This window comes from Moritella sp., assembly GCF_013215705.1.
Lineage (GTDB): Bacteria > Pseudomonadota > Gammaproteobacteria > Enterobacterales > Moritellaceae > Moritella.
In genome coordinates this window covers 54,562-76,428 of the sequence record NZ_JABSQR010000023.1, presented here as the reverse complement: position 1 = coordinate 76,428, position 21,867 = coordinate 54,562, and the positions used below count along the sequence as shown (strand labels likewise).

24 protein-coding genes and 1 pseudogene are annotated in these 21,867 nt (G+C 40.3%); 15 read left to right on the top strand and 10 right to left on the bottom strand.

Going from position 1 to position 21,867, the window contains the following annotated elements:
- Positions 1-115 precede the first annotated feature (115 nt).
- The 3 genes from HRT96_RS21975 to HRT96_RS15475 all read left to right on the top strand — a co-directional run bounded on the left by HRT96_RS21975 (position 116) and on the right by HRT96_RS15475 (position 1,258).
- Positions 116-184 (top strand): DUF4113 domain-containing protein, encoded by a 69-nt coding sequence (locus HRT96_RS21975; RefSeq protein WP_366051264.1) that lies wholly within the window; start codon positions 116-118, stop codon positions 182-184.
- Positions 185-408: 224 nt separating this feature from the next.
- On the top strand, positions 409-861 hold the full coding sequence (locus tag HRT96_RS15480) for a hypothetical protein (protein WP_293158556.1): 453 nt from the start codon (positions 409-411) through the stop codon (positions 859-861).
- Between the two features lie 166 nt (positions 862-1,027).
- Positions 1,028-1,258, top strand: coding sequence for a hypothetical protein (locus HRT96_RS15475; protein WP_293158554.1), 231 nt, complete (start codon positions 1,028-1,030; stop codon positions 1,256-1,258).
- 388 nt (positions 1,259-1,646) lie between these two features.
- Here HRT96_RS15475 and HRT96_RS15470 read toward each other — a convergent pair whose 3' ends face one another.
- Complete coding sequence (locus tag HRT96_RS15470; RefSeq protein WP_293158552.1) at positions 1,647-3,164, bottom strand: peptide MFS transporter; 1,518 nt, start codon at positions 3,162-3,164, stop codon at positions 1,647-1,649.
- 356 nt (positions 3,165-3,520) lie between these two features.
- A complete protein-coding gene (locus HRT96_RS15465; protein WP_293158550.1) occupies positions 3,521-3,745 on the bottom strand; it encodes a hypothetical protein in 225 nt (74 codons plus the stop codon).
- A 145-nt stretch (positions 3,746-3,890) separates the two neighbouring features.
- Between HRT96_RS15465 and HRT96_RS15460 the strand changes: the two are divergent.
- From HRT96_RS15460 to HRT96_RS15445, 4 genes and pseudogenes are all read left to right on the top strand, one after another.
- Positions 3,891-4,106, top strand: a pseudogene (locus tag HRT96_RS15460) (YiaA/YiaB family inner membrane protein); the annotation flags it as partial.
- Between the two features lie 591 nt (positions 4,107-4,697).
- Complete coding sequence (locus tag HRT96_RS15455) at positions 4,698-4,901, top strand: YaeP family protein (protein WP_293158548.1); 204 nt, start codon at positions 4,698-4,700, stop codon at positions 4,899-4,901.
- Positions 4,902-5,237: 336 nt separating this feature from the next.
- Positions 5,238-6,116: a hypothetical protein gene (locus HRT96_RS15450; protein WP_293158546.1), complete on the top strand. Its 879-nt coding sequence runs from the start codon at positions 5,238-5,240 to the stop codon at positions 6,114-6,116.
- 8 nt (positions 6,117-6,124) lie between these two features.
- Entirely contained in the window at positions 6,125-6,241 is a 117-nt protein-coding gene (locus tag HRT96_RS15445; protein WP_293158574.1) for a YaeP family protein, read from the top strand.
- Between the two features lie 15 nt (positions 6,242-6,256).
- Here the strand turns inward: HRT96_RS15445 and HRT96_RS15440 are convergent, their stop codons facing one another.
- Positions 6,257-8,092: an SgrR family transcriptional regulator gene (locus tag HRT96_RS15440; protein WP_293158544.1), complete on the bottom strand. Its 1,836-nt coding sequence runs from the start codon at positions 8,090-8,092 to the stop codon at positions 6,257-6,259.
- A 212-nt stretch (positions 8,093-8,304) separates the two neighbouring features.
- Between HRT96_RS15440 and HRT96_RS15435 the strand changes: the two genes are divergently transcribed.
- From HRT96_RS15435 to HRT96_RS21970, 5 genes are all read left to right on the top strand, one after another.
- A complete protein-coding gene (locus tag HRT96_RS15435; protein ID WP_293158542.1) occupies positions 8,305-8,505 on the top strand; it encodes a hypothetical protein in 201 nt (66 codons plus the stop codon).
- Positions 8,506-9,097: 592 nt separating this feature from the next.
- Positions 9,098-9,505 carry a hypothetical protein gene (locus HRT96_RS15430; RefSeq protein ID WP_293158540.1) on the top strand — a complete coding sequence of 136 codons (408 nt, stop codon included), beginning with the start codon at positions 9,098-9,100 and terminating at the stop codon, positions 9,503-9,505.
- A complete protein-coding gene (locus HRT96_RS15425; RefSeq protein ID WP_293158538.1) occupies positions 9,502-10,236 on the top strand; it encodes a rhomboid family intramembrane serine protease in 735 nt (244 codons plus the stop codon). The genes HRT96_RS15430 and HRT96_RS15425 overlap by 4 nt, the downstream gene beginning before the upstream one ends.
- A 50-nt stretch (positions 10,237-10,286) precedes the next feature.
- On the top strand, positions 10,287-10,958 hold the full coding sequence (locus tag HRT96_RS15420) for a penicillin-insensitive murein endopeptidase (protein ID WP_293158536.1): 672 nt from the start codon (positions 10,287-10,289) through the stop codon (positions 10,956-10,958).
- A 356-nt stretch (positions 10,959-11,314) separates the two neighbouring features.
- The gene (locus tag HRT96_RS21970; RefSeq protein ID WP_366051186.1) at positions 11,315-11,545 is read left to right on the top strand and encodes a PEP-CTERM sorting domain-containing protein; all 231 of its coding nucleotides are present in this window, start codon (positions 11,315-11,317) and stop codon (positions 11,543-11,545) included.
- Here HRT96_RS21970 and HRT96_RS15415 read toward each other — a convergent pair.
- Positions 11,452-12,396, bottom strand: a complete 945-nt coding sequence (locus HRT96_RS15415) for an AraC family transcriptional regulator (RefSeq protein WP_293158534.1) — start codon at positions 12,394-12,396, stop codon at positions 11,452-11,454. The two genes, HRT96_RS21970 and HRT96_RS15415, sit on opposite strands and share 94 nt — an antisense overlap.
- 43 nt (positions 12,397-12,439) lie before the next feature.
- Here HRT96_RS15415 and HRT96_RS15410 point away from each other — a divergent pair, with 43 nt between their 5' ends.
- A complete protein-coding gene (locus HRT96_RS15410) occupies positions 12,440-12,829 on the top strand; it encodes a cupin domain-containing protein (RefSeq protein WP_293158532.1) in 390 nt (129 codons plus the stop codon).
- A gap of 820 nt (positions 12,830-13,649) precedes the next feature.
- Here HRT96_RS15410 and HRT96_RS15405 read toward each other — a convergent pair.
- The gene (locus HRT96_RS15405; protein ID WP_293158530.1) at positions 13,650-14,690 is read right to left on the bottom strand and encodes a GMP reductase; all 1,041 of its coding nucleotides are present in this window, start codon (positions 14,688-14,690) and stop codon (positions 13,650-13,652) included.
- A 506-nt stretch (positions 14,691-15,196) separates the two neighbouring features.
- Positions 15,197-16,201: an ornithine cyclodeaminase gene (locus tag HRT96_RS15400; protein WP_006031281.1), complete on the bottom strand. Its 1,005-nt coding sequence runs from the start codon at positions 16,199-16,201 to the stop codon at positions 15,197-15,199.
- A 254-nt stretch (positions 16,202-16,455) separates the two neighbouring features.
- On the opposite strand from HRT96_RS15400, the gene HRT96_RS15395 reads away from it, so the two are divergent.
- Positions 16,456-17,076, top strand: a complete 621-nt coding sequence (locus HRT96_RS15395; RefSeq protein WP_293158528.1) for a TetR family transcriptional regulator C-terminal domain-containing protein — start codon at positions 16,456-16,458, stop codon at positions 17,074-17,076.
- A 67-nt stretch (positions 17,077-17,143) separates the two neighbouring features.
- On the opposite strand, the gene HRT96_RS15390 is transcribed toward HRT96_RS15395, so the two are convergent.
- From HRT96_RS15390 to HRT96_RS15375, 4 genes are all read right to left on the bottom strand, one after another.
- Positions 17,144-17,995, bottom strand: coding sequence for a dimethylarginine dimethylaminohydrolase family protein (locus tag HRT96_RS15390; RefSeq protein ID WP_293158527.1), 852 nt, complete (start codon positions 17,993-17,995; stop codon positions 17,144-17,146).
- A gap of 80 nt (positions 17,996-18,075) precedes the next feature.
- A complete protein-coding gene (gene ctlX, locus HRT96_RS15385; protein WP_293158525.1) occupies positions 18,076-19,020 on the bottom strand; it encodes a citrulline utilization hydrolase CtlX in 945 nt (314 codons plus the stop codon).
- Positions 19,021-19,521: 501 nt separating this feature from the next.
- Positions 19,522-20,658, bottom strand: a complete 1,137-nt coding sequence (gene dapE / locus HRT96_RS15380; protein WP_293158523.1) for a succinyl-diaminopimelate desuccinylase — start codon at positions 20,656-20,658, stop codon at positions 19,522-19,524.
- A gap of 136 nt (positions 20,659-20,794) precedes the next feature.
- A complete protein-coding gene (locus HRT96_RS15375; RefSeq protein WP_293158521.1) occupies positions 20,795-21,145 on the bottom strand; it encodes an ArsC family reductase in 351 nt (116 codons plus the stop codon).
- A gap of 382 nt (positions 21,146-21,527) precedes the next feature.
- Here HRT96_RS15375 and HRT96_RS15370 point away from each other — a divergent pair, with 382 nt between their 5' ends.
- Entirely contained in the window at positions 21,528-21,857 is a 330-nt protein-coding gene (locus HRT96_RS15370) for a response regulator (protein WP_293158519.1), read from the top strand.
- Positions 21,858-21,867: the final 10 nt, after the last annotated feature.

Sequence of the window (21,867 nt, the reverse complement as noted above, 5' to 3'; positions counted from 1 at the left end):
TACTCACTTAGATTTAAGTGCGGCGGTTTTAATGCAAACGTAAGATATTACAAGGTAGGTTCAAACTGAAGCCTTCATTCTCTTACCAAATATAGGTGCTTGAATTGTTCCTTAAATACGCCGTAACATGTTAACCCCACAATACACCACCAAATGGTTAGATTTACCTAAGATGAGGTGTTGATCAGCGGTTAATACTACTAGATTAGTAAAAAAACATCATCGTGACGGCCTACAACAGACGCTCTCATAGCCGCAGCAAGCAAAGCCATGTATAATGCAAGCATAAAAGACACGACCCCTAAATTCCTCCATATCATCTTTGATGCGGCAGAAATAACGAAAGTCGCCATTCAATTTACTAACGGTCTGTATCGTAACAGCGTTGTATATAACTAGGAAATAGACATGTTTTTGCTAAATAACACAAATAATAAAAATTACAAAAAAAGCTATCCAACAGAATCAGATGTTATATTTGATATCTCGGAAAAGCAATTAGGGAATATTAAAAATGCTGCTTGGAATGAACTTCGAGAAGGAAGTATCGTATGTGTAGTAACAAGCACAAGAAAGGTAAGTACTTTTTGCAAAGTGACGGCAATTAAAGGTCTTGGAGACAAGGATGCTGATTGTGGCGAAACATTTCTTCTATTCGGTGTTGTAATTGCAAAGCTAATGCCGGAAAGTAATATGGGTTTACTGCTTAGTAAGTTCAGTGTAAAGCACCAATATCTGACCAACAGTAAATTTAGCATAGGCTCGCATGTTGCAGAATTGGGCTCGGACTTAGACTCTTTACAGGTAAAAACCAGACACGGCCTGAAAAGCATTAGTGAGATTAAAGAAAGCGTATTATAAAGCGATCAAGTTCGACGCTCGTATCAGGGCGTCACTTGACCTAAGCCTCTTATTTCTCATCACCATGTACCTATATTGATATATGTTGCGTCAGATCATTGCGCTCATGCTCGGTTCGCTGAACAATGGCTGTATTGGCAAGCGAATCAATGATGGATGTGATGATATGACAGATAAAAAACTTATCCGTATTCTGCAAATTTGTATTGTTATTGGCATCTCGTTAATATTGCTTGGTCATTATTTATTATCGTACACAAATTTTACTCAGCAGCATGGCGTGACGGGCATTATGATTAGTGCAGCTTGCATTGCCTTGGGCTTTGCTTTCTCGCTACCAACCAAAATGTACCTGACCTTTGTGCTAGTTAAACGTGAAAGTGAACAAAAACTATAACGACGGGACAATGGTGAGACTATGAAAGAAACGACTAGATATTTGATTGTATTAGTTATGTTTGTGGTTATTCAGGCATGCGATTAATCGATTTCAATCTCGCGCTTATGGCTCCGTAGCCGTCTTTGAGGACCTCTATGGCAGCAAGTGACTTACTGCCATTAAATGAAGACCATCCGATAGCAATGCGAACGGCATAATAAATAAGAAAGGTGTTGCGGAGTCGATTATTCTAAGACACGATCATGACTTTCCAATGCAAAAAAAATAAAGGCGAGACAATAATGAGACTATTCCCCCAAATTAGTGCTCGCCTTTGTTAGTTTACTCTCCCCAATTTTATTGATATCTGAATGAGTTTCATCATTACCGTCACGACTAAAATCACTTAATTCAACAGGGTTGCTGTTTCTGCTTCGCCTGTATTTTCTTCTGCCTCAAGCGCTTCTCCGCGTGTAACCAGTCCTTGAATGAAGCGTGATAAAGCGAAGGTCAAGACCGACATAAATGCCGCAATCTGAGCTAGCATATAGAAGTAACCCGTATAGACTGCTTCGACTACTTCTGGCGTAAATACAATGTCTTTAGGCAACGCGATTTTAGTTGCAATCACAGCGGCTAAAATACCACTGAGTGAAATCGCCACAGCGCGTAAACCAACAGAAAATGCAGCTAAATAACGAGGTACCATCTCGAAGATAAAGCCAGCCCCTAATGCACCTACAATCACCTCTGCTCCGGCCTGGAAGAAGTGTACCAATAGAATCCAGTTGGCTGATATTTTACCATCAGGTCCCATACTTTCTGAAGAGAGTCCCAATAACGTAAAGGCGATAGCACTTAGTACAAATGCCCCTGCGATCTTAGTTGGAATACTGGGAGAATAGCCTTTACGGTCTAACCAAGCGTATATTTGGATCATTGGCCCACCCAGAACAAAACACCATAGTGGGTTAAATGCCATATTGGATTCAGGATGAATTGGAATGAAACCAAGTAGTTCGTCACCCATTAAATTAATCGCATACATATTCATTGATGTGAACATTTGACCGTAGAAAAAATAGAACACGATTAAAATACAAACAATGATTAGCACCGCGGTCATTTTGAATTGATAAGCACGAGTGGCTTTGGTTATTTCATAAATGAAGTAGCCAATAGCACCAATACCGAGTGAATAAAGAATATATTTACCCATGTCTAGGTTTGAGAAAATCCAAAATACTAAACCTAAAGTCGCTATCGAGCCAACAAGAAAGATAGCCCATGTCATCAATGGTAGTGGCGCTCTGTCTAAATTGTTGCCCACATTCACTAGTTCTTTACGGAACTTGAAAAACAAGATCAAGTTGCAAGCCATGAGTAGCCCAGAGATAAAGAAAACGCCCTGGTACGCAAGGTAAGCGATTAAAAAAGGGAATAAGTACTTAGCAGAAAAAGATCCAAGATTGTTAATTGAGTAGTTTACAGTCAGACCCTGTTGAAATGCATCCCGATTGGTCTCTGAATAGGAATTTCCCAAAAGAACAGTTGGGCAAGTTGCTGATAAGCCGCGCGCATAACCGATTAATGCAATCGAAAAGATACTTAAAGGTACATTGAGATCGCTAGCACCAATACCGAGTAATACAAATCCAACTAAATAAGCGGCGTAGCCAATATAGACGGCGCGAAAAGCTCCAATATATTTGTCGGCAACAAACCCACCAACCGCCGAGAAAACCGGACCAACCGCGCCGAAGGCACCCATCATCATAATCGTGTCAGCTTCACTGTAATTTAAGTCAATTAAAAAGAACTTAGTTAAGAGTACGAACGTTCCGTAGAAGGCTGCCCCCCAAAGAAATTGCCGTAAGAAAAGAATCTTAGAAACGGTGGGGAATCTTGAATTATGGTCTTGCATGCTGCACTCCAAGTATGGACTTAATGATGTAGTGTGTGCGCCTTATTAATGAGGCGCTATCTGTTTATCTATACGAACATCGGGATAAGGTTTGCTGAAGGTTACGCTCAACGCATTGTTTGAGGTTATTAACAAAATGAGCATAACTATTTGTTATAGATGCATATTTGTGCGGAGTATATCATTCACTATGTTTGAAATTGCTACGTAGGTATCAAGTTTTGGTTCTGTTGCAGCTTGTTCAATAAGTTATGATCTACATCATTATTTCGAGTCTGATGACCATCAATTTTTCCGGCTGCCACTTTCCGGCTGACACCATCCTATGTCGATCGAAAAGCAGTACGCGTATTTGTTTAAATATTAGCGCTAGCTATTAACGAACTGTTCAGACCAAACATCTTGTATTTCTGGCCAACCCCAGACATTGATTGATACGCCTTGAGTACACCTTGAAAATACAACGTCTGCCGGTGGTGCAGCATAGGTATCATCCAATGCTCTGTGATCATGGCTGTGCTAATCGATTCTAACTCGGTTAGATAATTGGTTAATGGCTGTTGCTGACGAATGTTGATCAATTTAGCTCGCAGCCAGCTACTGGCGTCAGCACTATTTCACGCGATATCGCCCAGATATAAGCGACCTCTATAAATGATTTTTGAGTGTCTATGCCAATAAAAACTAACCCACGAAGTTGGAGGCTAGCACCTAGTGGGAGTCTTAGCTATTGGGGTATTAGGATATTTATTAGGACTTTGGAACGCTACTTTAGAGCTTAATGAAAAAGGGTTTTACGGTATGTCTTTTGTTTTATCATTATTTGCCATTATTACGGTTCAAAAAAACATTAGAGATTTAACAAACAATGATGATCCGGATAAACAGCTAGAAACAACTTATCAAAATTTGATTCGCGTATCACATGTGACAGATTACTAGGTAATACTTATCTGTTGTGACAACAGAGAATCTCATTGGGATGCTTGATGGCGCGTCAGCTACACGCTTGATATAATTATTGGTGGTAGTTAGTTCGCTAGATTTAACGTAGCGAACCATCATCGGATCTAATCTAACATAACATTCATTATTTTTTCAGTTTAAGGACATGACCACAGTTTTTGCATTTAAAAATACTGGTATAAAAATATTTTTGAAACCATGAGCGGTGGACTTTTTCTGGTGATCTATTATTGCAGCATATCATTTTAAATTTCACTATATTATCTTACATGTTAGCAGTTTACACCTTACGACCCCTTGTGGGCACCTAATAATGCATAGGTTTGTTTATTGTTTTATCTGACGATAAAATCGTCAATATAGGGCCTATTAAGCATAAAAGTGATAATGCATAACGATGATCTAGGTCCCAGTTAGAGATGTCAGGTTAACACTCGTTTCTATATTTACTAACCAAGATCAACGTATCCCCCAATCATTCACCTTAACTCTCGACATTAAATTACTACCAAGGATAAAATAGTCCCATCTTTGGTTTAAACAGATTATTTTTTATAAGGTATTTCCATGAACGTTTATCAGTGTTGTGACAAAATCCGTGAACTGTATTCATTAATTGGCAGTGGTGATCAGGGTTATATTCCAAAAGCGATTGGCTGTGTGATTAAAGCATTAAACGATATTGCTGGTGACGAGTCTTTGCCTGCCGATATCCGTGATAACGCGGCCTTTGCAGCCGCAAATTTGCTTATTTCCGACTTTGAAGATTAGTGCTTCTCCCCCGTCTAAAAGTAGTCCTGATCAGATATAATCCCATACTGTTATGGCTACTTTATCCTGTCTACAACACAAAAAATGGGAGCTCGATAATGAGATTATCTCTCAATATAGGTGCTTGTTGTTAGCTGCCGATAATCATGCATGCCTTAGTTATAAGTAACTATTCAATATCGTATTATTCTGTTTACCATTAGTTTCAGATTTTACGCAATAACGCCTTATTTCACTTTCTTATACCTACAAATGCTAATAGAGTAGACTCTGTTAAGTATAAGGAGACATACCTTGCCTCCCTACATGAATGTCACGCAAAATAAGAGATCATAGATGTCTAAAATTAGATTTGATGAAACAGCTCGAAGTGAACGTTATTTTACCGCGACATTACTGTCACATTTATTAATGATCAATGAGTTTGCAGGGCTAAAAGCGCTGTTCAATAACCTTGGTATTATACCTGCTGATTCGTTTTCAGCTGATATCGAAATCGTGACCGAACTTGATCCTTTAAGAGATGGGGCAAAATCGGAAGAGCAAGATAAAGAGAATAAAGATAAAAAAATAACGAAAATATTTAAAGATAAAGGACGGGTTGCTGTTCCTGATTTATTTCTGAGGTGGGGCGATCAGATCCTCGTTATCGAGGCTAAGTTCTTTACTGCGCCAACTGTCGTCGATCTCGCTGAGCAAGTGGCTAAACAGCGTGACGCGATCACTTTGGTATTAGACGACACTCAATATGGTGAGTGTAAAATTGAATATGCCTTGCTGACGGTAAATGAAGTGCGAGGCGAAGATAAATTATTGTCTGATGTGTCTCAACTAACTTGGACTGGTGTGATTGAAATATTGCGAAATACATTAGGTGAAGAGCATCAAAGTAATATTGATTATTGCTTTAAGATCCTCGAAAACGCAGTTAAAAGAAGTAAAGAAGAGCTAAGTAATAATGCTGCTGATTATCGCATCGTCGCTAATATCGGTGAGCTGCTTAAGGCGTTACCTGAGCTTATCGCCAGTAAAGAGCTATTCGTTGGTTATACAGGCGGGCTTAAGAAATTAGATAGAGCTGAATTTTCAACTCTTGAACATCGTAGCCACTATAAAGTATCGAGATTGCAGTCGAACAGTAATTGGATCCGCATCGATGTTGTAATTAAGAAGTACTTGGACCTTAAGTTAGGTATGGATGAGCAGGGTGAGTAGTTTAAGCTATATGTGCGCTTAAAGCGTTAAACGATATTGCTGGTGACGAGTATTTACCTGACGAGGTTCGTGATAAAGCAGCCTTTGCAGCTGCGAATTTACTTATCTCAGACGCTGAAGATTAGTGCTAACTATCCACACTAACGATTAACGAACTCTTCAGACCAAACATCCTGTATCTCTGGCCAACCCCAAACATTGATCGATACGCCTTTGAGCACGCCTTGAAAATACAACGTCTGCCTGTGGTGCAGCATTGGTATCATCCAGTGCTCTGTGATCATGGCTGTGCTAATCGATTCTAACTCGGTTAGATAATTGGTTAATGGCTGTTGCTGGCGAATGCTGATTAATTTAGTTCGCAGCCAACTACTGGCCTCAGCAGACAGACTTTGGTTGAGTACCGAGTTGGATAACATCCAGTGAAATACCGAGGTTGGCAGGTTGTCGTCGAGATCCAGACTAATCAATATCAGGTCTTCCATCAGGGTATTGGTACTGGCCTTGTGCACTAACTCCTCAAAAGAATAGATATTAACCTCGCACTCGAACCCCGCTTGCTGAAGTAACGCCATCATCGCCTGCGCACATTCTTTCAAAGTATGATGCTCGAATATGGCGATGGTCAGTTTACTTGGCAAAGGCTGTTCTGTTGTGCCTGCCGACATGATTTTTAGCCAATTGGAAAGCAGGTTGTATGCAGGAATGGCTTCAATCGGGTTAGCTGATTTAGTTAATTCGGCCATCAGTTTATCAGCGGCAAGCAGCTGGCTCAGGTATTTACGCTGCAATAGCGACAGCTGAGTTTTACTGTTGATCATCGCCAGCAAACAGCCATATTCTATTCTGCTTTTTTGAACACTTTCAATAGTCTGTTCATTATCTACAATTCCCCGTTCAAGATTGTCAATTACTCGCTCAGGGCTGTTTTCTTGCTCAAGGCTGTGAGCAGCATAGTTTGAACGGATCTGACTGGTTTTTTGCACCACATTCGCCTGTATTTCCGTGGTACACGATGAGCGGATTTGTGGTGATGCTACTTGCCAAATAGTCACTGTATCGGTAAGTGCGCGATGGCCATAATAGTTGTCGTATGCCTGCAACCGCAAGTATTGCTGCGTGTGTTCTTGTACCCGAAATGCACCACTACCGACGATAGCCGCGGTTGCGTTAAGTTGCGATTGTAGTTGAAGGTACGGCTGAATAGAATATTTTACATCAGCAATAAGTCCAGCAAAGCCTGGGTCTGGTTGATCTAATTTAAACTCGACACACAGTGGGTTTATCGCCGAAACATGGGTGACATGCGCCAGTTCAGTTTCGTAGGTCGGAAGCTGTTTAAGGCGATTAAATAGCTCTGAAATCTTCTCGGCATTAATGGCACTGCCGTCATGAAAGGTCAGTGCAGGGCGCAGATAGAATCGCCAGCGCTGTAATTCTGCGTTGTAAATCCAATGGTGGGCGAGTTGCGGGCTGATAAGGCCATTTTTATCGCACTGTACTAGGCAGCAATAAACCTGACGTACCAAGAAACGTTCGCTGTTTCTTAACGCGATATGCGGGAGCAGGGCAGAGAAAGAACGCGCGTAAGTCAGCTGAATGTGTAAACGACCTTCACGCTGTACCGCACCAGAGGTGTTTTGTAGCAATTGCCCAAACAATACTTGGTCATTGCCGATAAGGGTTAATGCTTTCTCGTATTTGCCAACGGCAATCATCTGCTGCGCCAGTTCTGCTTTCAGTTCATCTACTGCATAAACCAGATAGAGCCGAGAACGTTGATTACGTCCCGATTTTGGTGTCCATTCTAACCAGCCTAAATCACGCATCTCGTTTAACAAGGTGCGGCAATGTCGGGTGCTGGTAAACATCACTTCAGCCACTTCTTGCAGGGTGATGGCCATTTCTTGTTTAACCCCTAGCTTACTTAACCGAGAGAAATGCAGTATTTTTTTATCGTTGTTCAAAATAGGCACCGTATTATCATCGTGACTTCCTCGTTTAGCGCGTAAGCAGGGTTAAAAAGACATTACAGCCAAGGTTACGACTTAACACGGAAGTAAACAATAAAATTCACTCTGTTTTTCGCTTCCTGTTATTGGGTGATACTTAACTCATCGTTTAAGCAAAGAGTAAGCGCTTAAGTCACATAAAGAACAAGCACATAAAGAACAAGTGAGGAATAAACATGTTAGAGACAATCAAAACAATCTTACTGAATGCATCAGGCTCTTTATCTGGTAATGCATCAAGCAGGGCGCTTGCTGAGTATTATCAGTCTCGGTTGAAAACAACCAAAAGTGTTGTTGAAGTAGAAGCCATTCTTAGCATGAATTCGTTAATGACATTCAATGAGCAGGAAGATTCGCTGGCTGAGGAGGTAAAGTGAGAATCGAACATGTGGCGATTTGGTGCAAAGATCTGGAAAGAATGAAACACTTTTACGCACACTTTTTTAAGGCCAAAAGTAATGGAGGTATGAGAATTCGACCAAAGGTTTTCGTTCTTATTTTCTGACTCTACCAGATGGCCCACGCTGGACTGGTGACGGTTACTATGAATGTGTAATGTTAGACCCAGAATGGAATCGAGTGGAAATTGTCGTGTAGCAATGTCTCGCCTTTGATTCGCATAAATATTAAGACTTAGGGACGGGGGAGTTGAAGTTCAATTTAGTACCGTGCTATTTATTTCCAAGTTCTGTCACACTTTATCAGATAATGGTCTTTTTTCCTTGCTATAAAATTAAATATCAATAAAATCAACAGTGTATTTATCCTGATGAATAATTAACAGGACTTTAAAAAGAAAGAACAGGACTGCACAATTTCTCAGAATCGGCTTTAATATCAGATTAGTATCTTATTTTTCATTTGATTAGTTGTTATTGACTAAGGTGAATAGATTTGGGTAATCGAGATGTCCTGTTATACAAATATTAAGTTCTTACCAGAGATTACATAAACTAATTTGGAGTAACGATGAATAAAGAACAGGCTAAAGAGTACATTGAAGAGAGTCTTAATGATGGAGATTCATTAATCGGTTTTTTTCAAGCAGTAAGCCCACCAAATTTCTGGCTTTTTTTCCTAATTGGCCCTTTTTTCGTTCTAAGCATGAAAACTTACTTCTTAGCTGTCACTGAGAAAGGGATATCTTTTCACAAACTAAGCTTGCTAGGAAAGTTTAAGGAACATGATTTCTTTGAGTTTAACGATATAGAAAGTGTAAAAATAGGAAAGGGAGTATTACAAAGGCCGATGAAGTTTAAATTTAAAAACAATCGGAAAATAAAAATAAAAGCCCAATTGAAGGGCGTAGATAAGGTAGCTAAGTTGCTGCCGGATGTTCAACAACATATTGAGCGCAATATACCTCTAGCCCAATGATTATATTTCTTATTACAGTTGCGGTTTATGTTGGCTTATTGATTATAATAAAGCCAGCTCCGAGCAGTTTGAAGGCTGTGCCAATTACTTATAGCCAAAATTTGAAGCTTGTTTGGGCCTCTATATGTTCAGGCGTTTTGATTCTTCTCATATTCCTCCTTACAACAAACTTTAGTTTCATTATTGTAGATGAGAATGTGTTTAGAACTTTGGCTCTGAGTAATGATGTCGATCAGTTTTTAAATTGGCCGTTACAATCCATAACGCATCTATTCATCCATGGTAATTTGGTCCATCTCGCTGCAAATGTTGTTGGTTTAGGTCTAGCCTCTGCCTATGAGCGTAGGGTTGGAGCAAAGAGGTATTTTGCAGTTCTTCTTGTGGGGGGCTTAGCATCTATACCATCGATATTTGTCTATTCTGAAAATATAGCTGTATGTGGGTTGTCTGGCGGTATCTTCGGTCTAGCTGCTGCGTACTTTACAGATGAAGAAGAATTAACCACCAAGGAATGGATTTTAGCAATATCACTGTTCTTATTTTTAGCAATAATGATGGGCTTAGATTCTGAACTTAAAAGTTCCTCTAATGAAGCGTTAGATATGAGAATAGATCACTTTGGCCACTTATTTGGAGCCTTAGGCACCATTTTATACTGCCGCTTAAAGCCGTTGCACTTAGCAAGGGCGAGCACCGGGAAAATTAAAGCATTGGCTTCGCCTCCAAATTAATTTCCGGTGTTGTCGGCGTTAGCATTCAAACCATATGAGTTGCATATTTAATGAGTAGATTGTTTTTAATTACTTTGATGCTGTTTTCCCAAACTGCATATTCTAATACAAGCGTATGTCATGGGACGACTTCAAATGGTAGCTTAGAGAATGGTGTTGAATTACCAAGCGGTGGTAAAAACTTTGTAGGCTACAGTACTATTGCTAGACTTGCAGGTCGAACTTATGTGCATTCTAGTGTTAAATCTATATTGCTCAATGCCTATAAAAACCTAGAAGTTACTATGCCAGATACTGTATATAAATATGCAGAAACTGGTTATGAGAGCGGTGGTAAATTCCGTCCGCATAAAACCCATCAAAATGGTTTGTCTGTAGACTTTATGACTCCAGTTAAAAATGACAACGATAAGTCAGTCCATTTGCCTACAAACCCTTTTAATAAATTTGGTTACAATATTGAATTTGATGCTTCGGGGAAATTTGAAGAATTTCAAATTGATTATAACGCATTAGCTGCTCATATCGTCGAGTTACATAAAGAGTCGCAAAAACAAGGTTTTGATCTGTGGAGGGTTATCTTTGATCCTGAATTGCAGCCAGATCTACTTAAAACTAAGCATTCAGACTATCTTAAAAATAATATTCAGTTCTCTAAAAAACGGTCTTGGGTACGTCATGATGAACATTATCACGTAGATTTCAAAGTTTCGTGTAGATGAATACCAGTAAATTTCGGCACTTGGACTCGATACAGTTGTCGTCTTTTATGCCTAGCAACACATACAATGATGCTATCAATTCTACCTGCCCCTTCTTGCATGTCAGTATTTACACACTTAATTGTTAACAGTTTTATAGCCAATAATTTCGTGCTTTCCAGAGATGGAAATGGGCATATTGCTCTTGGTAATAATGAGGTCTTGTATACAAACAACGGCACACAAGTTGCCTTTGTGCATAATGGAGCTTTTACCATTAATGTGGATTCTATTTCCGGCAACACGGACAGGCAAATGCGAGCGCAATAACGCTCATTGGTGTTACTGACCTAGGGATTCATGTCTCAGAAAATTTTGTGTTGGACGGTATTTTTGATGGCCGCAACGGTGTTGATGACTTTGAGCTATTTACAGTCTCTAATGCCTTTCAAAATTTGGTTCATGCTGAATTTTCTGGCGGTGGAGCTGCCTTCTCTATTGATAACATCATCGGCTATACCGAAAACGAAGTCCCTGAGCCATCTATATTGCTTCTTTTAGCTGTTGGCATCGCGTTTTTTGTAGCTGGACGTAGAAAGTGCGCATAACGGCCAGGTGTAATACCACACGCAGATTTAAACAGTCGACTAAAATGTGCTTGATCAGAAAATCCTGTTTCAAAAGCAACTTCCACAATAGGTTTATTCTGTTGGATCAATTGACGTGCAGCATCTAAACGACGATTGACTGAATATCTATATGGACTGGTTCCCAGCACTTTGCGAAACTGCCGAGATAAGTCATAGCGAGTTAAACCTGTGACTTTCTCCAATTCAGTAGAGTGCACAATTCGATTATTAGCATGGTATAAATATTCACGAGCTCTATCAACTGCTTGATAATTAATTGTGTACTTTTTATTTAATTTATTGCAATCGGGATCTCCAGCAATTAAACCGTTTGCCAAGTGTAAGATTATTTCATCTCTGGCTAAAGTTTCCTTTGCCTTTTCTGAGCACATAGATACAAGTTGAATTGCATGAGCCAGCACTTTATTTTCTGATACCGATTCTCTAACAAATGGTAACGGGCAGGGGCGGCCGACGATCACTCTAACAGCGTCAGAGATGCAGGCCGGATCAACGTATAACATTCTATATCCAAAGCCTTCATCGGAGCCAGCGCGCCCATTGTGCAACTCATCCGGATGTAAGACCATCACTTTTCCTGGAGTGCTTGTTCGTTTTTCGCCTCGATAGTCATATGACTGAACCCCTTGATCCGTCAGCCCAATAGCATATGTATCGTGGCGATGCGTATCATATGCTGGACCTGCAAACCACGCCTGTAATATCTCTACCCCGTTAACAGGCTTGCTGCTACGCATTTTATCTACCAACTTAGTTTTGCACAAACGTTCAAGACTATTTGGGGCAAACAGTTTTAAATCATGGCTCATGAATACACTCACATCGATATACATTCAAAAAAGGAAATATATTATGTCTGATCATTTGGCCTCCGACAATTATAAAGCAATCAATTTTAAAGAAAAGTTAAGTTTATTTAATGAGCAGTGGTCACCAAAGGTAATTGCTGAAATGAATGATTACCAAATTAAAATAGTAAAAATAGAAGGTGACTTCGAATGGCATGAACATCAAGATACGGATGAGACGTTTATAGTTCTGGAGGGAAACCTTCGTATAGATTTTCGTGATGGACATGTCACTTTGAATCGTGGAGAAATGTATGTTGTCCCTAGAGGCATCGAGCATAAACCATTCGCTGATGGTGAAGTGAAAATGTTATTAATTGAACCTCGTGGTGTGCTTAATACAGGTGATAATGACGTTGACAGTTTTACTGCAACAAATGATATATGGATATAGATCCGCTATGTAGTGGTTCATTGAATTTGGCTTCCTAATTGGAAGCTTTCTTCATTTTTATTACAATTAATAGCAAACGCATAAACTGACTATACTCAGGTGCGAACAGCGATCTAATAGCGCTAAAAGATGAATAGGCTAATGAGTCACTCGTTTCGAACGGCATTGCACTTAATTTTACAATAACAGAATAAGCGTTTCTTAGGACTTTAATCTGATCTTAAAGATTATTTAAGTATAATTTTTTCTATTTGATTTTGTATTATGGTTAGCCAGATGCTTACAAAGCGTATGCTGAAGCACTAACTGAAACCGTGCACTTAACGCTTACTATTGATGATGTAATCCCGACTAAACACCAAAGAATGTAGATTAAAAGGTTACCTATAGTATATGTCACAATTATCTGGGATAGGGTCTTCTTTACCCTGATTAGTCTCAAGAATAGCAAGTATGGAATTATTTCTGTGTTCTGATTGACACCAATATTTAGCATATTCATCAGGTTTTGATGGGTCGTATTCATGGTAAGAACATGATGCTAGCAAAGTAGTTAATAGGGATATAAATACAAATTTTTGTATACGGGCCATCAAAGTTTAACCTAAATAAAGTAATGATTCATGATTCATGATGATACGTCTGCGTTGTGATAGTGTAAACGATTGAAACGTAAGAGTATGTAAGATTTAGCGCTGTTTAATCTATTCAACCATCCATAAACGCAAAAAGGCGAACACAATAATGGACATGCCCATATCAATGCTCGCCTTTGTTAGTTTAAATATGTAGTTCTAGACCTACATATTTAATTACTAATTTATTCTTTACCGAATACGTTGTTTTCTTGCTCAAGTACGCGGATAAAGGTAGTACGTTTGCTTAGCTCTTTTAATGACGCTGCGCCAACGTAAGTACAAGTAGAGCGAACGCCACCTAGGATATCGAAAATAGTATTTTCGATTGGACCACGGTAAGGTACTTCTACAGTTTTACCTTCTGAAGCACGGTATTTAGCAACACCACCTGCGTGTTTGTTCATCGCAGTTGTTGAGCTCATGCCATAGAATTTCTTGGTTTTCTTGCCATTAACTTCACACAGCTCGCCACCACTTTCGTCGTGACCAGCTAACATGCCGCCAAGCATAACGAAGTCTGCACCGCCGCCGAATGCTTTAGCAACATCACCAGCACAAGAACAACCACCGTCACCAACAACCATGCCACCAAGACCGTGCGCAGCATCTGCGCATTCGATGATTGCAGACAGTTGTGGGTAACCAACACCTGTTTTAACACGTGTCGTACATACTGAACCAGGACCGATACCAACTTTGATGATATCTGCGCCAGACAAGATAAGTTCTTCTGTGATTTCACCAGTAACTACGTTACCAGCCATAATCGTTTTAGTCGGGTAGGCTTTACGTACTTTACGTACGAATTCAATAAAAAATTCTGAGTAACCATTAGCTACATCGATACAGATAAACTGTAAACGCTCATCTAATGCTAGAACTTGTTGAAGTTTTTCGAAATCCGCATCTGATGTACCAGTTGATACAAAGATGTGATCAAAGATTTCTGGGTTTGCTTCTAGGAACTCTTTCCATTCAGCTACAGTGTAATGCTTATGCACAGCTGTTAGCATTTTGTGTGCAGCAAGTTCTTTTGCCGCTTCAAATGTGCCTACAGTATCCATGTTTGCAGCAATAACCGGTACACCTGTCCAAGTGTACTTGCTGGAAGGGAAAGTGAATGTACGCTCTAAGCTTACTTGTGAACGACTTCTTAACGTCGAACGTTTTGGGCGGAAAAGTACATCTTTAAAACCTAGCTTCAATTCTTGTTCTATACGCATGACATCTATCTTCTGTTTGTTTGCACAGGCTCTTATTCTTGCGCTGCAACATATTGCGGGCGCAAGGAAAACCCTAAATCAATGGGTTTATGGATGGTACTGTGCAAAAAATTATAAGGATTTTAGTTTAAGCGGTACAAGCGAATCGTGTGTGCGAGGAAGTCGCGTTTCATCAACGCGCCTATACGAATAGATATTAGTCCAAGGACCGATATCTTGTAAAGGGCTAATTTCATACCGATCCAATGACACGTTTACTTTCTTGACTCGAAAGTCAGTATTTACGCGGGGTTAGGCGGTGTTTAGCTATTTTAAAATAAAATTTAGCCGTGAGAATAATGTTTTGAACGCTAGAATAATGCTTTAAACGCTAGAGGTGCCAGCAGATTAAACAAAAATGACCAAAACCCCAACGGCATTACAATGCTTACCGTGGGTGTTTTGGCCAAAGGCTTATTAACTTTCACAATTGCCAACTAGCCGCGACAGACTAGGGGGCGCTTTGCTTATAGTAGTGAGAACAAGTTCTTCACATCATCCAGTTCAGGAATTAATTCCATCTCGGTGCCGATGTTATGTTGCTTAGCCAGTTTGTAAACCAAGCGTAGTACTGAGTAATCTTCCAGTGCGAAACCAACTGAGTCATACAAGATAGTGCCGTCTGTTGCTACGTTCAGCGTTTTCTCGCCTTTCACAATTTCGTGTAGTTCTGTACACGTAAAGTCAGCACCCAGTTGTTGGATCTCACCTTCAACGCGTGACTGTGGTAGGTATTCAACAACAATCGTTGCGCTTTCTACGAGTTCTTTTTCGATTTCTGTTTTACCAGGACAATCACCGCCAAGACCGTTAATGAATACGTCTTTGCTGATCATGTCTTTGGTTAATACTGTTTGGTATTTCTTGTCTGCTGTACACGTGGTAATTAAATCAGCACCTTGAACCGCTTCTCTTGCGTCTTTACACGGTGTTAGGCGAATGTCGAAACGCGCCATGTTCTTCTCGAACTTACGCATAGCTGCAGGATCAGTATCAAAGTAACGTACTTCTTTTAAGTCAAAGATGAACGAGTAGGCTAAGAACTGGAATTCACTCTGTGCGCCAGTACCGATTAACGCGAGTACTTCTGAATCTTTCTTGGCTAAGTGCTTCGCTGCCATTGCTGATGTAGCTGCAGTACGGAAACCAGTAAGCAGAGTCATTTCTGAAAACATCAGCGGTTCGCCAGTTTCAGTTAATGATAATTGCCCTGTTGCCATTACTGTCATTTTGTTTTGTGCTGGGTTTTTTGGGTGGCCATTTACGTATTTAAACGAGTACATTTCCGCATTAGAAATCGGCATTAATTCGATAACGCCACCGTCAACATGGTTGGCAACACGTGGTGATTTATCAAAGTCGTGCCAATTTTTATAATCTTCAGTTAATGTATCATTAAGCTGTGCAAAGAAGTCTTGGTAGCCTACTTTCGCAATTACCGCTTTAATATCTTTTATCTCTAAAACAATCATGGTGATCCTTGTTTAATTCTGTCTAAGGTAAAAGAGAAAAATCGAATTTTTCCATTACCATCATGATTACAGCAATCAATGAGTGGTTTATCTAATACGTTTAATTGTGAGATACACACTTGTTGTATGTATCGGTTTAAGTGCTATTTTATTAGGTTTAGCTTAATAAATTGCCAGCATCACGCCCTAGGGGTATGATTAATTTTGTTTTGTAAAACACCTCTTATACTTAAATACGGATTAAATACCTACCTATGCCAGCGAAAGGAACAAAAGGTAAAAACCGTAAACAAGAGTTAATCAATGCCACACTTGATTGCATTGCTAACGAAGGTTTACAAAAAACCACAGTACGTAATGTGGCTGAATATGCGAATGTCACCAACGGTCTGATCCGTTTTTACTTTTCCGGTAAAGACGAACTGATCCGCGCGGCGTATTCCGCATTACTCGAAATTATGTACGTTAATGCCCGTATCGAAATAAACGATGTGGATATTTGCGCCAAAACCCGATTACAGCACTTTATTCAAGCGACGCTATCAGCGCCAATCGTGTCACCACGTACCGTATTGTTATGGGCTAATTTCTTGCCGATGACTTATATCGACCCAGAAATGGCAGCCATTCGAACTAATGAATATGCTAAAACAACGAAAATATTAGCGCCGTTGATTAGTGCTGCATTAGCCACCGAAAATATTACAGTTGATCATCATGAATGTGAAATCCTAGCCATTAAAATCAATGCTTTGATTGATGGTTTATGGCTCGAAGGCAGCATGGCAGCCTACAAATTCAAAGATAATGAACTGGTCAATATCGGTATCGACAGTGCGTCTGCTATCCTATCTATTTCGTTAGATAATATCTAACCTGTTATGTAAATAGTATTAGATCTAGCTCTCATAAATACATAAGAAAACACTGCCGGATTAATTTTTAGTGGCGTTCTAACGGGAACGTCATGCAGTGTGGACCACCGCCCGTTTTCAAGATCTCGGTAGAATGCAGTTCAAAGACTGTAAAACCACGTTCACGTAATTGCGCGTTTACATCGGTATTTGCGCTTAACGAGATAACGCGTTTGTTACCTAATGCTTGTAGATTACAGAAGTGTTTGAATACGCCTGCTTCCTCAATTTTAATCAGGTCGTAACCCGTTTCATCGAGGTAATCTTTGAATTCTTGTGGTAAACCGTCGTAATAAGTCACGGCCGTCTTTTCACCGACAATGTTAAAGATCATGTCAAGGTGCAGGTATTCTGGTTTCGACTTCACCGCAATAATCGTATAACCCAACGGTTCAAGCTGTTCACGAATACTTTGAATGCCTTTTTCGTCAGAACGCTGTAGCGTACCAATGGCTAAAGTCTTTTCGTCAAGTTGCCAGAAGTCACCGCCTTCAAGTACACCTTCGTGACAAGTGGCAATGATTGGCACACCTAGTTCGGCCAATTTTTCTGCATACAGTAGGCTTTCTGCGTGGCGAATTTCTTCTTTAAAGCGGCCAAGTACATAACCTTCTTTGATATTAAAACCAAAATCACGGGCAAATACCTGACTCGACAAGTTTTCTGTCGGCGTAAGTACTTCGACATTAATGCCGTTTTGCTCGTAAATATTGATCAGCTGTTGATGTTCATCTAAACATTTCTGCTGATCAATGCGCTCACCTTTTTCTAACCAATCTTCAGCAATCTTGTTGATTGGCGACAGATTAAGGTAAGTGGGTGAACAAAGTAATACTTGCTTCAATTCACCTGTAGCTGATTTTACATAACTGGTTTCCATAACCTTTTCCTTTTCCATAAGTGATATCTTTTAAATTATTTGAATTTGGGTACTTTAATTTTTACTGCCAAGGGCGTGCTTTACGTTCGCGGGCTTAAGTGAATGCCTGCGATCATGCAGCGGATCGAGCCACCGGCTAATTCGATAGTCGGTACGCTAAAGGCTAATATATTTGAGTGCTTTTCAATGCGTGCAACTTGCTCGGGTGTTAATGCATCTCTCGCACGTTGCGACATAACCAAATGGCTATTGCCGTTACCTGTGAGCTCGATGGCATTACCCGCAAAGTTATCAATTTGGTCGAAGCTCAGTTCAATCACTTCAATGCCTGATTCTTCTAAACGCTGTCTAACTGCTGCGCGACGTGCTTCATTTGGGATCATGTCTAAACAAATAAGCGCGTATTGAGACGCTACACACATCATCACATTGGTATGATAAATGGCAGTGCCTGTGGCATCAGCCGTTTCAAACGCCATTGGTTCGTATTGGAATGTGGTACAGAAGCGTTCAAGGATCACTTCGCTAGAACGGTTTGATTTAGCTGTGTAGGCGATGCGGTTAACGTTATCAAGTACCATCGCACCAGTGCCTTCAAGAAACAGGTTATCCCACTCTAAACCAGAGAAGTCGATAACATCTTGCACACGATACTGCGCTTTTAACATTTCAATAATGTCACTGCGGCGTTCGCGTCGGCGGTTTTGTGAAAACATTGGGTATAGGGCAACATGGCCGCCACTGTGGGTCGAGAACCAGTTGTTTGGAAATACGGAATCTGGTGTATCACGGTCACCAAAATCATCAAATACATGGACGTTGATGCCGTTCTCGTTTAATCCTGCGACGACGATATCAAATTCGTTTTTAGCTTGTAGTGATATACCGGTGCGATCTAACTCAAGCGAGTCTTGTACATCGAGGCCGGTTTTTTGAAAAGCATTATCAACTGCAGTTTCTGGATTCGAGAAGAATTTCCATGGTCGAACCATTACAACTGAATTTGGCGCTTGGATTAAAGCCATTCTACTTCCTTTTTATAAAAACATGTTTTAAAAACATGTCATTAACAAACTTGTCATTAATAAAATAAGCGTTTTGCAAAACTATGCAACTGCATAAACAATATGCCAGACATTGATTAAAGTCAATTAACGGCCGGAACGAGGACTGACTGTCAGCGCTCTAAATAACGCCGTAATGGCTATTTAATCTATGTTAATGTGTTGTAAATAATGAACTTTATGGTTTGTTAATAAAATATAAAATTTGTTATGGAATGTGATGGGGTTATCGGTTTTTTATATTGCGTCGAGTTTAAATGGCGGTGGTAATGAGGGAGTTTAAGAGGTGGTTTGGGTTATTATGTCATGATAAAACCATATTGGCGGAACAAATGATGGCTTTCTTTCAGCATGAATGATGGTTTGTTAGAGCTATAACAAACCATCATTATCGGCACTGTTGTTAATGCTGAGTGGTTATTTCGCTACACTTTATTAAACATAAAGTGATTAAACATAAAGTTATTGCGCTAATAATTTAACCAGTGTTTGCTCGTATATTTCTGCTAATTGTTCAATATCAGCGATCTTCACACATTCATTTACTTTGTGGATCGTTGCATTTACAGGGCCTAATTCAACCACCTGTGCACCGGTTGGCGCGATGAAACGACCATCTGATGTGCCACCAGAGGTAGATAGTTCTGATGGGTAACCACACACACTTTCAATTGAATCGGTAATGGCGTTTAGCAAGTTACCCGGCTCAGTTAAGAAGGGTTGGCCGCTGTGGATCCAGCTAATGTCGTAGTTTAAACCGTGTTTTTCGAAGATGCCTTCAATACGGTATTTGATTAAGTCCGCTGTTAGCTCGGTAGAATAACGCAGGTTAAACTGACAAGTCGCTTCGCCCGGTACTATGTTACTTGCACCTGCGCCACTGCGGATATCAGTGATCTGTAGTGTTGTCGCAGGGAAGTACTCATTACCCTGATCCCATACCACTTGGCTTAGTTCAGTTAATGCTGGCGCGAGCTTGTGAATGGGGTTGTCGGCAAGGTGTGGGTAAGCCACGTGACCTTGAATCCCTTTCACTATGATGTCACCGGTTAATGAACCACGGCGACCGTTTTTAACAATGTCACCGACTTTGTTGGTGCTTGATGGTTCACCGACAATACACCAGTCGATTTTTTCGTTACGTGCTTCTAATGTATCAATCACCCGTGTTGTGCCATTGATAAACGGGCCTTCTTCATCGCTGGTGATCAGTAGGGCAATTGAACCTTGGTGATCGGGGTGTTCGTTCACGAAGTTTTCGACAGCGACTAAGAATGATGCGATAGAACCTTTCATGTCTGCTGCGCCACGACCGTGTAAATAACCATCGATAACGGTAGGGACGAACGGGTCAGTATCCCAATCTTCGATTTTTCCAACAGGTACTACATCGGTATGACCGGCGAAGCAAAATACTGGGGCAGTGGTACCGCGACGAGCCCAAAGATTAGTGGTGTCTTCAAATACCATGGTTTCGATAGTGAAACCTAGGCCTTCAAGACGTTCGATGATCATCTGCTGACAACCGGCATCTTCGGGTGTCACTGATTTACGACTAAGCAGATCTTTGGCAAGTTGTAATACTAAACTGTCTGACATGAGTAATTCCTTTTCACAGCACTTTTACAGGATATTGTTAGCACTGACTTACGCTTGAGGTCAGTGCTGTAAGTACTTTTGATTAATAGTGTTCTGGCTTATTTCGCACTTTATTTCGACTTTTTACTTCGACTTTTTATTTTGCAAAGAGCGCCGCATAAGTATCGGCTTTAAAGCCTAAGGTAAGTTGACCGTCTACCTCAAGAATTGGACGTTTGATCATCGCTGGCTGTTCAATTAACAATTCGATTGCAGTGGCTTCTGTTAGCCCTGCTTTTTGTTCATCGGTTAATTTGCGATAAGTGGTGCCACGTTTATTTAGCACTTGTTCCCAACCCAGTGTTTCGCACCAAGCGATCAGCTGTGCTTTATCTAAACCGTTAACGCGGTGATCGTGAAATGTGAATTCCAGTTCGTTTGCTTCTAACCATTTCTTGGCTTTTTTAATGGTGTCGCAGTTTTTAATTCCGTACATCACAGTCGTCATTTCAATTCCTATTTTCTTGGTTTTTTCTTTAAACGTTATATCGCCAGTATATACCTAAGTTACTTCAAGATGCTATATCAGAGACGAGCAGGAATATCAGAATAAGGCGCATATGTAGATAATGGTTATTCCATTTTCAAATATTGCAACGCTGTACTATTATTTCTGCTCGCCTCCCGTAGGGGAAATCGAATGAAAGTTGGTCCAAACGAAACCAAATGACAAAACAGGATTTGAATGAATGGCTGAATACAGATTAACTGACTGTTCTTGGGCCTGTGGGTCGTTTATGTCTGTAATTTGCGAGCTAGCTCCTTTGCAATAGACACTGTTTTTCTTACTCTGTCTGCATTGTTTATTTATACAAGGATGTAGATTAGTTATGTCACAACAGTCTGTTATTCAAGTCGCTTTAATTGAAGATGATGAGATTGTTCGTTTGGCGATTAGTCAACGACTCCAGCTAGCTGGCTATGATGTTATCGAATGTGCCGATGGCGAGTCGGCATTAATCCTCATACCAACAACCTTCCCAGGTATCGTGATTTCTGATGTGCGTTTACCTGATATTTCTGGCTTAGCGCTGACATGGCCTGATGTACCTTTAGTGGAGAGAGTTTTTGTGATGCTTAGTTTTGTGGGATTATTTATTTACAGTAACCGCCGTTATAAGTCAGTGGTGACGACACCTGCAGTAGCAGCTGCTTATTAAGGTAAGGATA

Coding starts and splice junctions, on each gene's coding strand:
- ctlX (WP_293158525.1), bottom strand. CDS start 19,020: ATGGCTTTAATCCAAGCGCCAAATTCAGTTGTAATGGTTCGACCATGG.
- HRT96_RS15435 (WP_293158542.1), top strand. CDS start 8,305: ATGTTAGAGACAATCAAAACAATCTTACTGAATGCATCAGGCTCTTTA.
- HRT96_RS15370 (WP_293158519.1), top strand. CDS start 21,528: ATGTCACAACAGTCTGTTATTCAAGTCGCTTTAATTGAAGATGATGAG.
- HRT96_RS15425 (WP_293158538.1), top strand. CDS start 9,502: ATGATTATATTTCTTATTACAGTTGCGGTTTATGTTGGCTTATTGATT.
- HRT96_RS15470 (WP_293158552.1), bottom strand. CDS start 3,164: ATGCAAGACCATAATTCAAGATTCCCCACCGTTTCTAAGATTCTTTTC.
- HRT96_RS15375 (WP_293158521.1), bottom strand. CDS start 21,145: ATGACGACTGTGATGTACGGAATTAAAAACTGCGACACCATTAAAAAA.
- HRT96_RS15475 (WP_293158554.1), top strand. CDS start 1,028: ATGACAGATAAAAAACTTATCCGTATTCTGCAAATTTGTATTGTTATT.
- HRT96_RS15390 (WP_293158527.1), bottom strand. CDS start 17,995: ATGGAAACCAGTTATGTAAAATCAGCTACAGGTGAATTGAAGCAAGTA.
- HRT96_RS15430 (WP_293158540.1), top strand. CDS start 9,098: ATGAATAAAGAACAGGCTAAAGAGTACATTGAAGAGAGTCTTAATGAT.
- HRT96_RS15410 (WP_293158532.1), top strand. CDS start 12,440: ATGTCTGATCATTTGGCCTCCGACAATTATAAAGCAATCAATTTTAAA.
- HRT96_RS15420 (WP_293158536.1), top strand. CDS start 10,287: ATGAGTAGATTGTTTTTAATTACTTTGATGCTGTTTTCCCAAACTGCA.
- dapE (WP_293158523.1), bottom strand. CDS start 20,658: ATGTCAGACAGTTTAGTATTACAACTTGCCAAAGATCTGCTTAGTCGT.
- HRT96_RS15405 (WP_293158530.1), bottom strand. CDS start 14,690: ATGCGTATAGAACAAGAATTGAAGCTAGGTTTTAAAGATGTACTTTTC.
- HRT96_RS15415 (WP_293158534.1), bottom strand. CDS start 12,396: ATGAGCCATGATTTAAAACTGTTTGCCCCAAATAGTCTTGAACGTTTG.
- HRT96_RS15455 (WP_293158548.1), top strand. CDS start 4,698: ATGAACGTTTATCAGTGTTGTGACAAAATCCGTGAACTGTATTCATTA.
- HRT96_RS15400 (WP_006031281.1), bottom strand. CDS start 16,201: ATGATTGTTTTAGAGATAAAAGATATTAAAGCGGTAATTGCGAAAGTA.
- HRT96_RS15480 (WP_293158556.1), top strand. CDS start 409: ATGTTTTTGCTAAATAACACAAATAATAAAAATTACAAAAAAAGCTAT.
- HRT96_RS15450 (WP_293158546.1), top strand. CDS start 5,238: ATGTCTAAAATTAGATTTGATGAAACAGCTCGAAGTGAACGTTATTTT.
- HRT96_RS15395 (WP_293158528.1), top strand. CDS start 16,456: ATGCCAGCGAAAGGAACAAAAGGTAAAAACCGTAAACAAGAGTTAATC.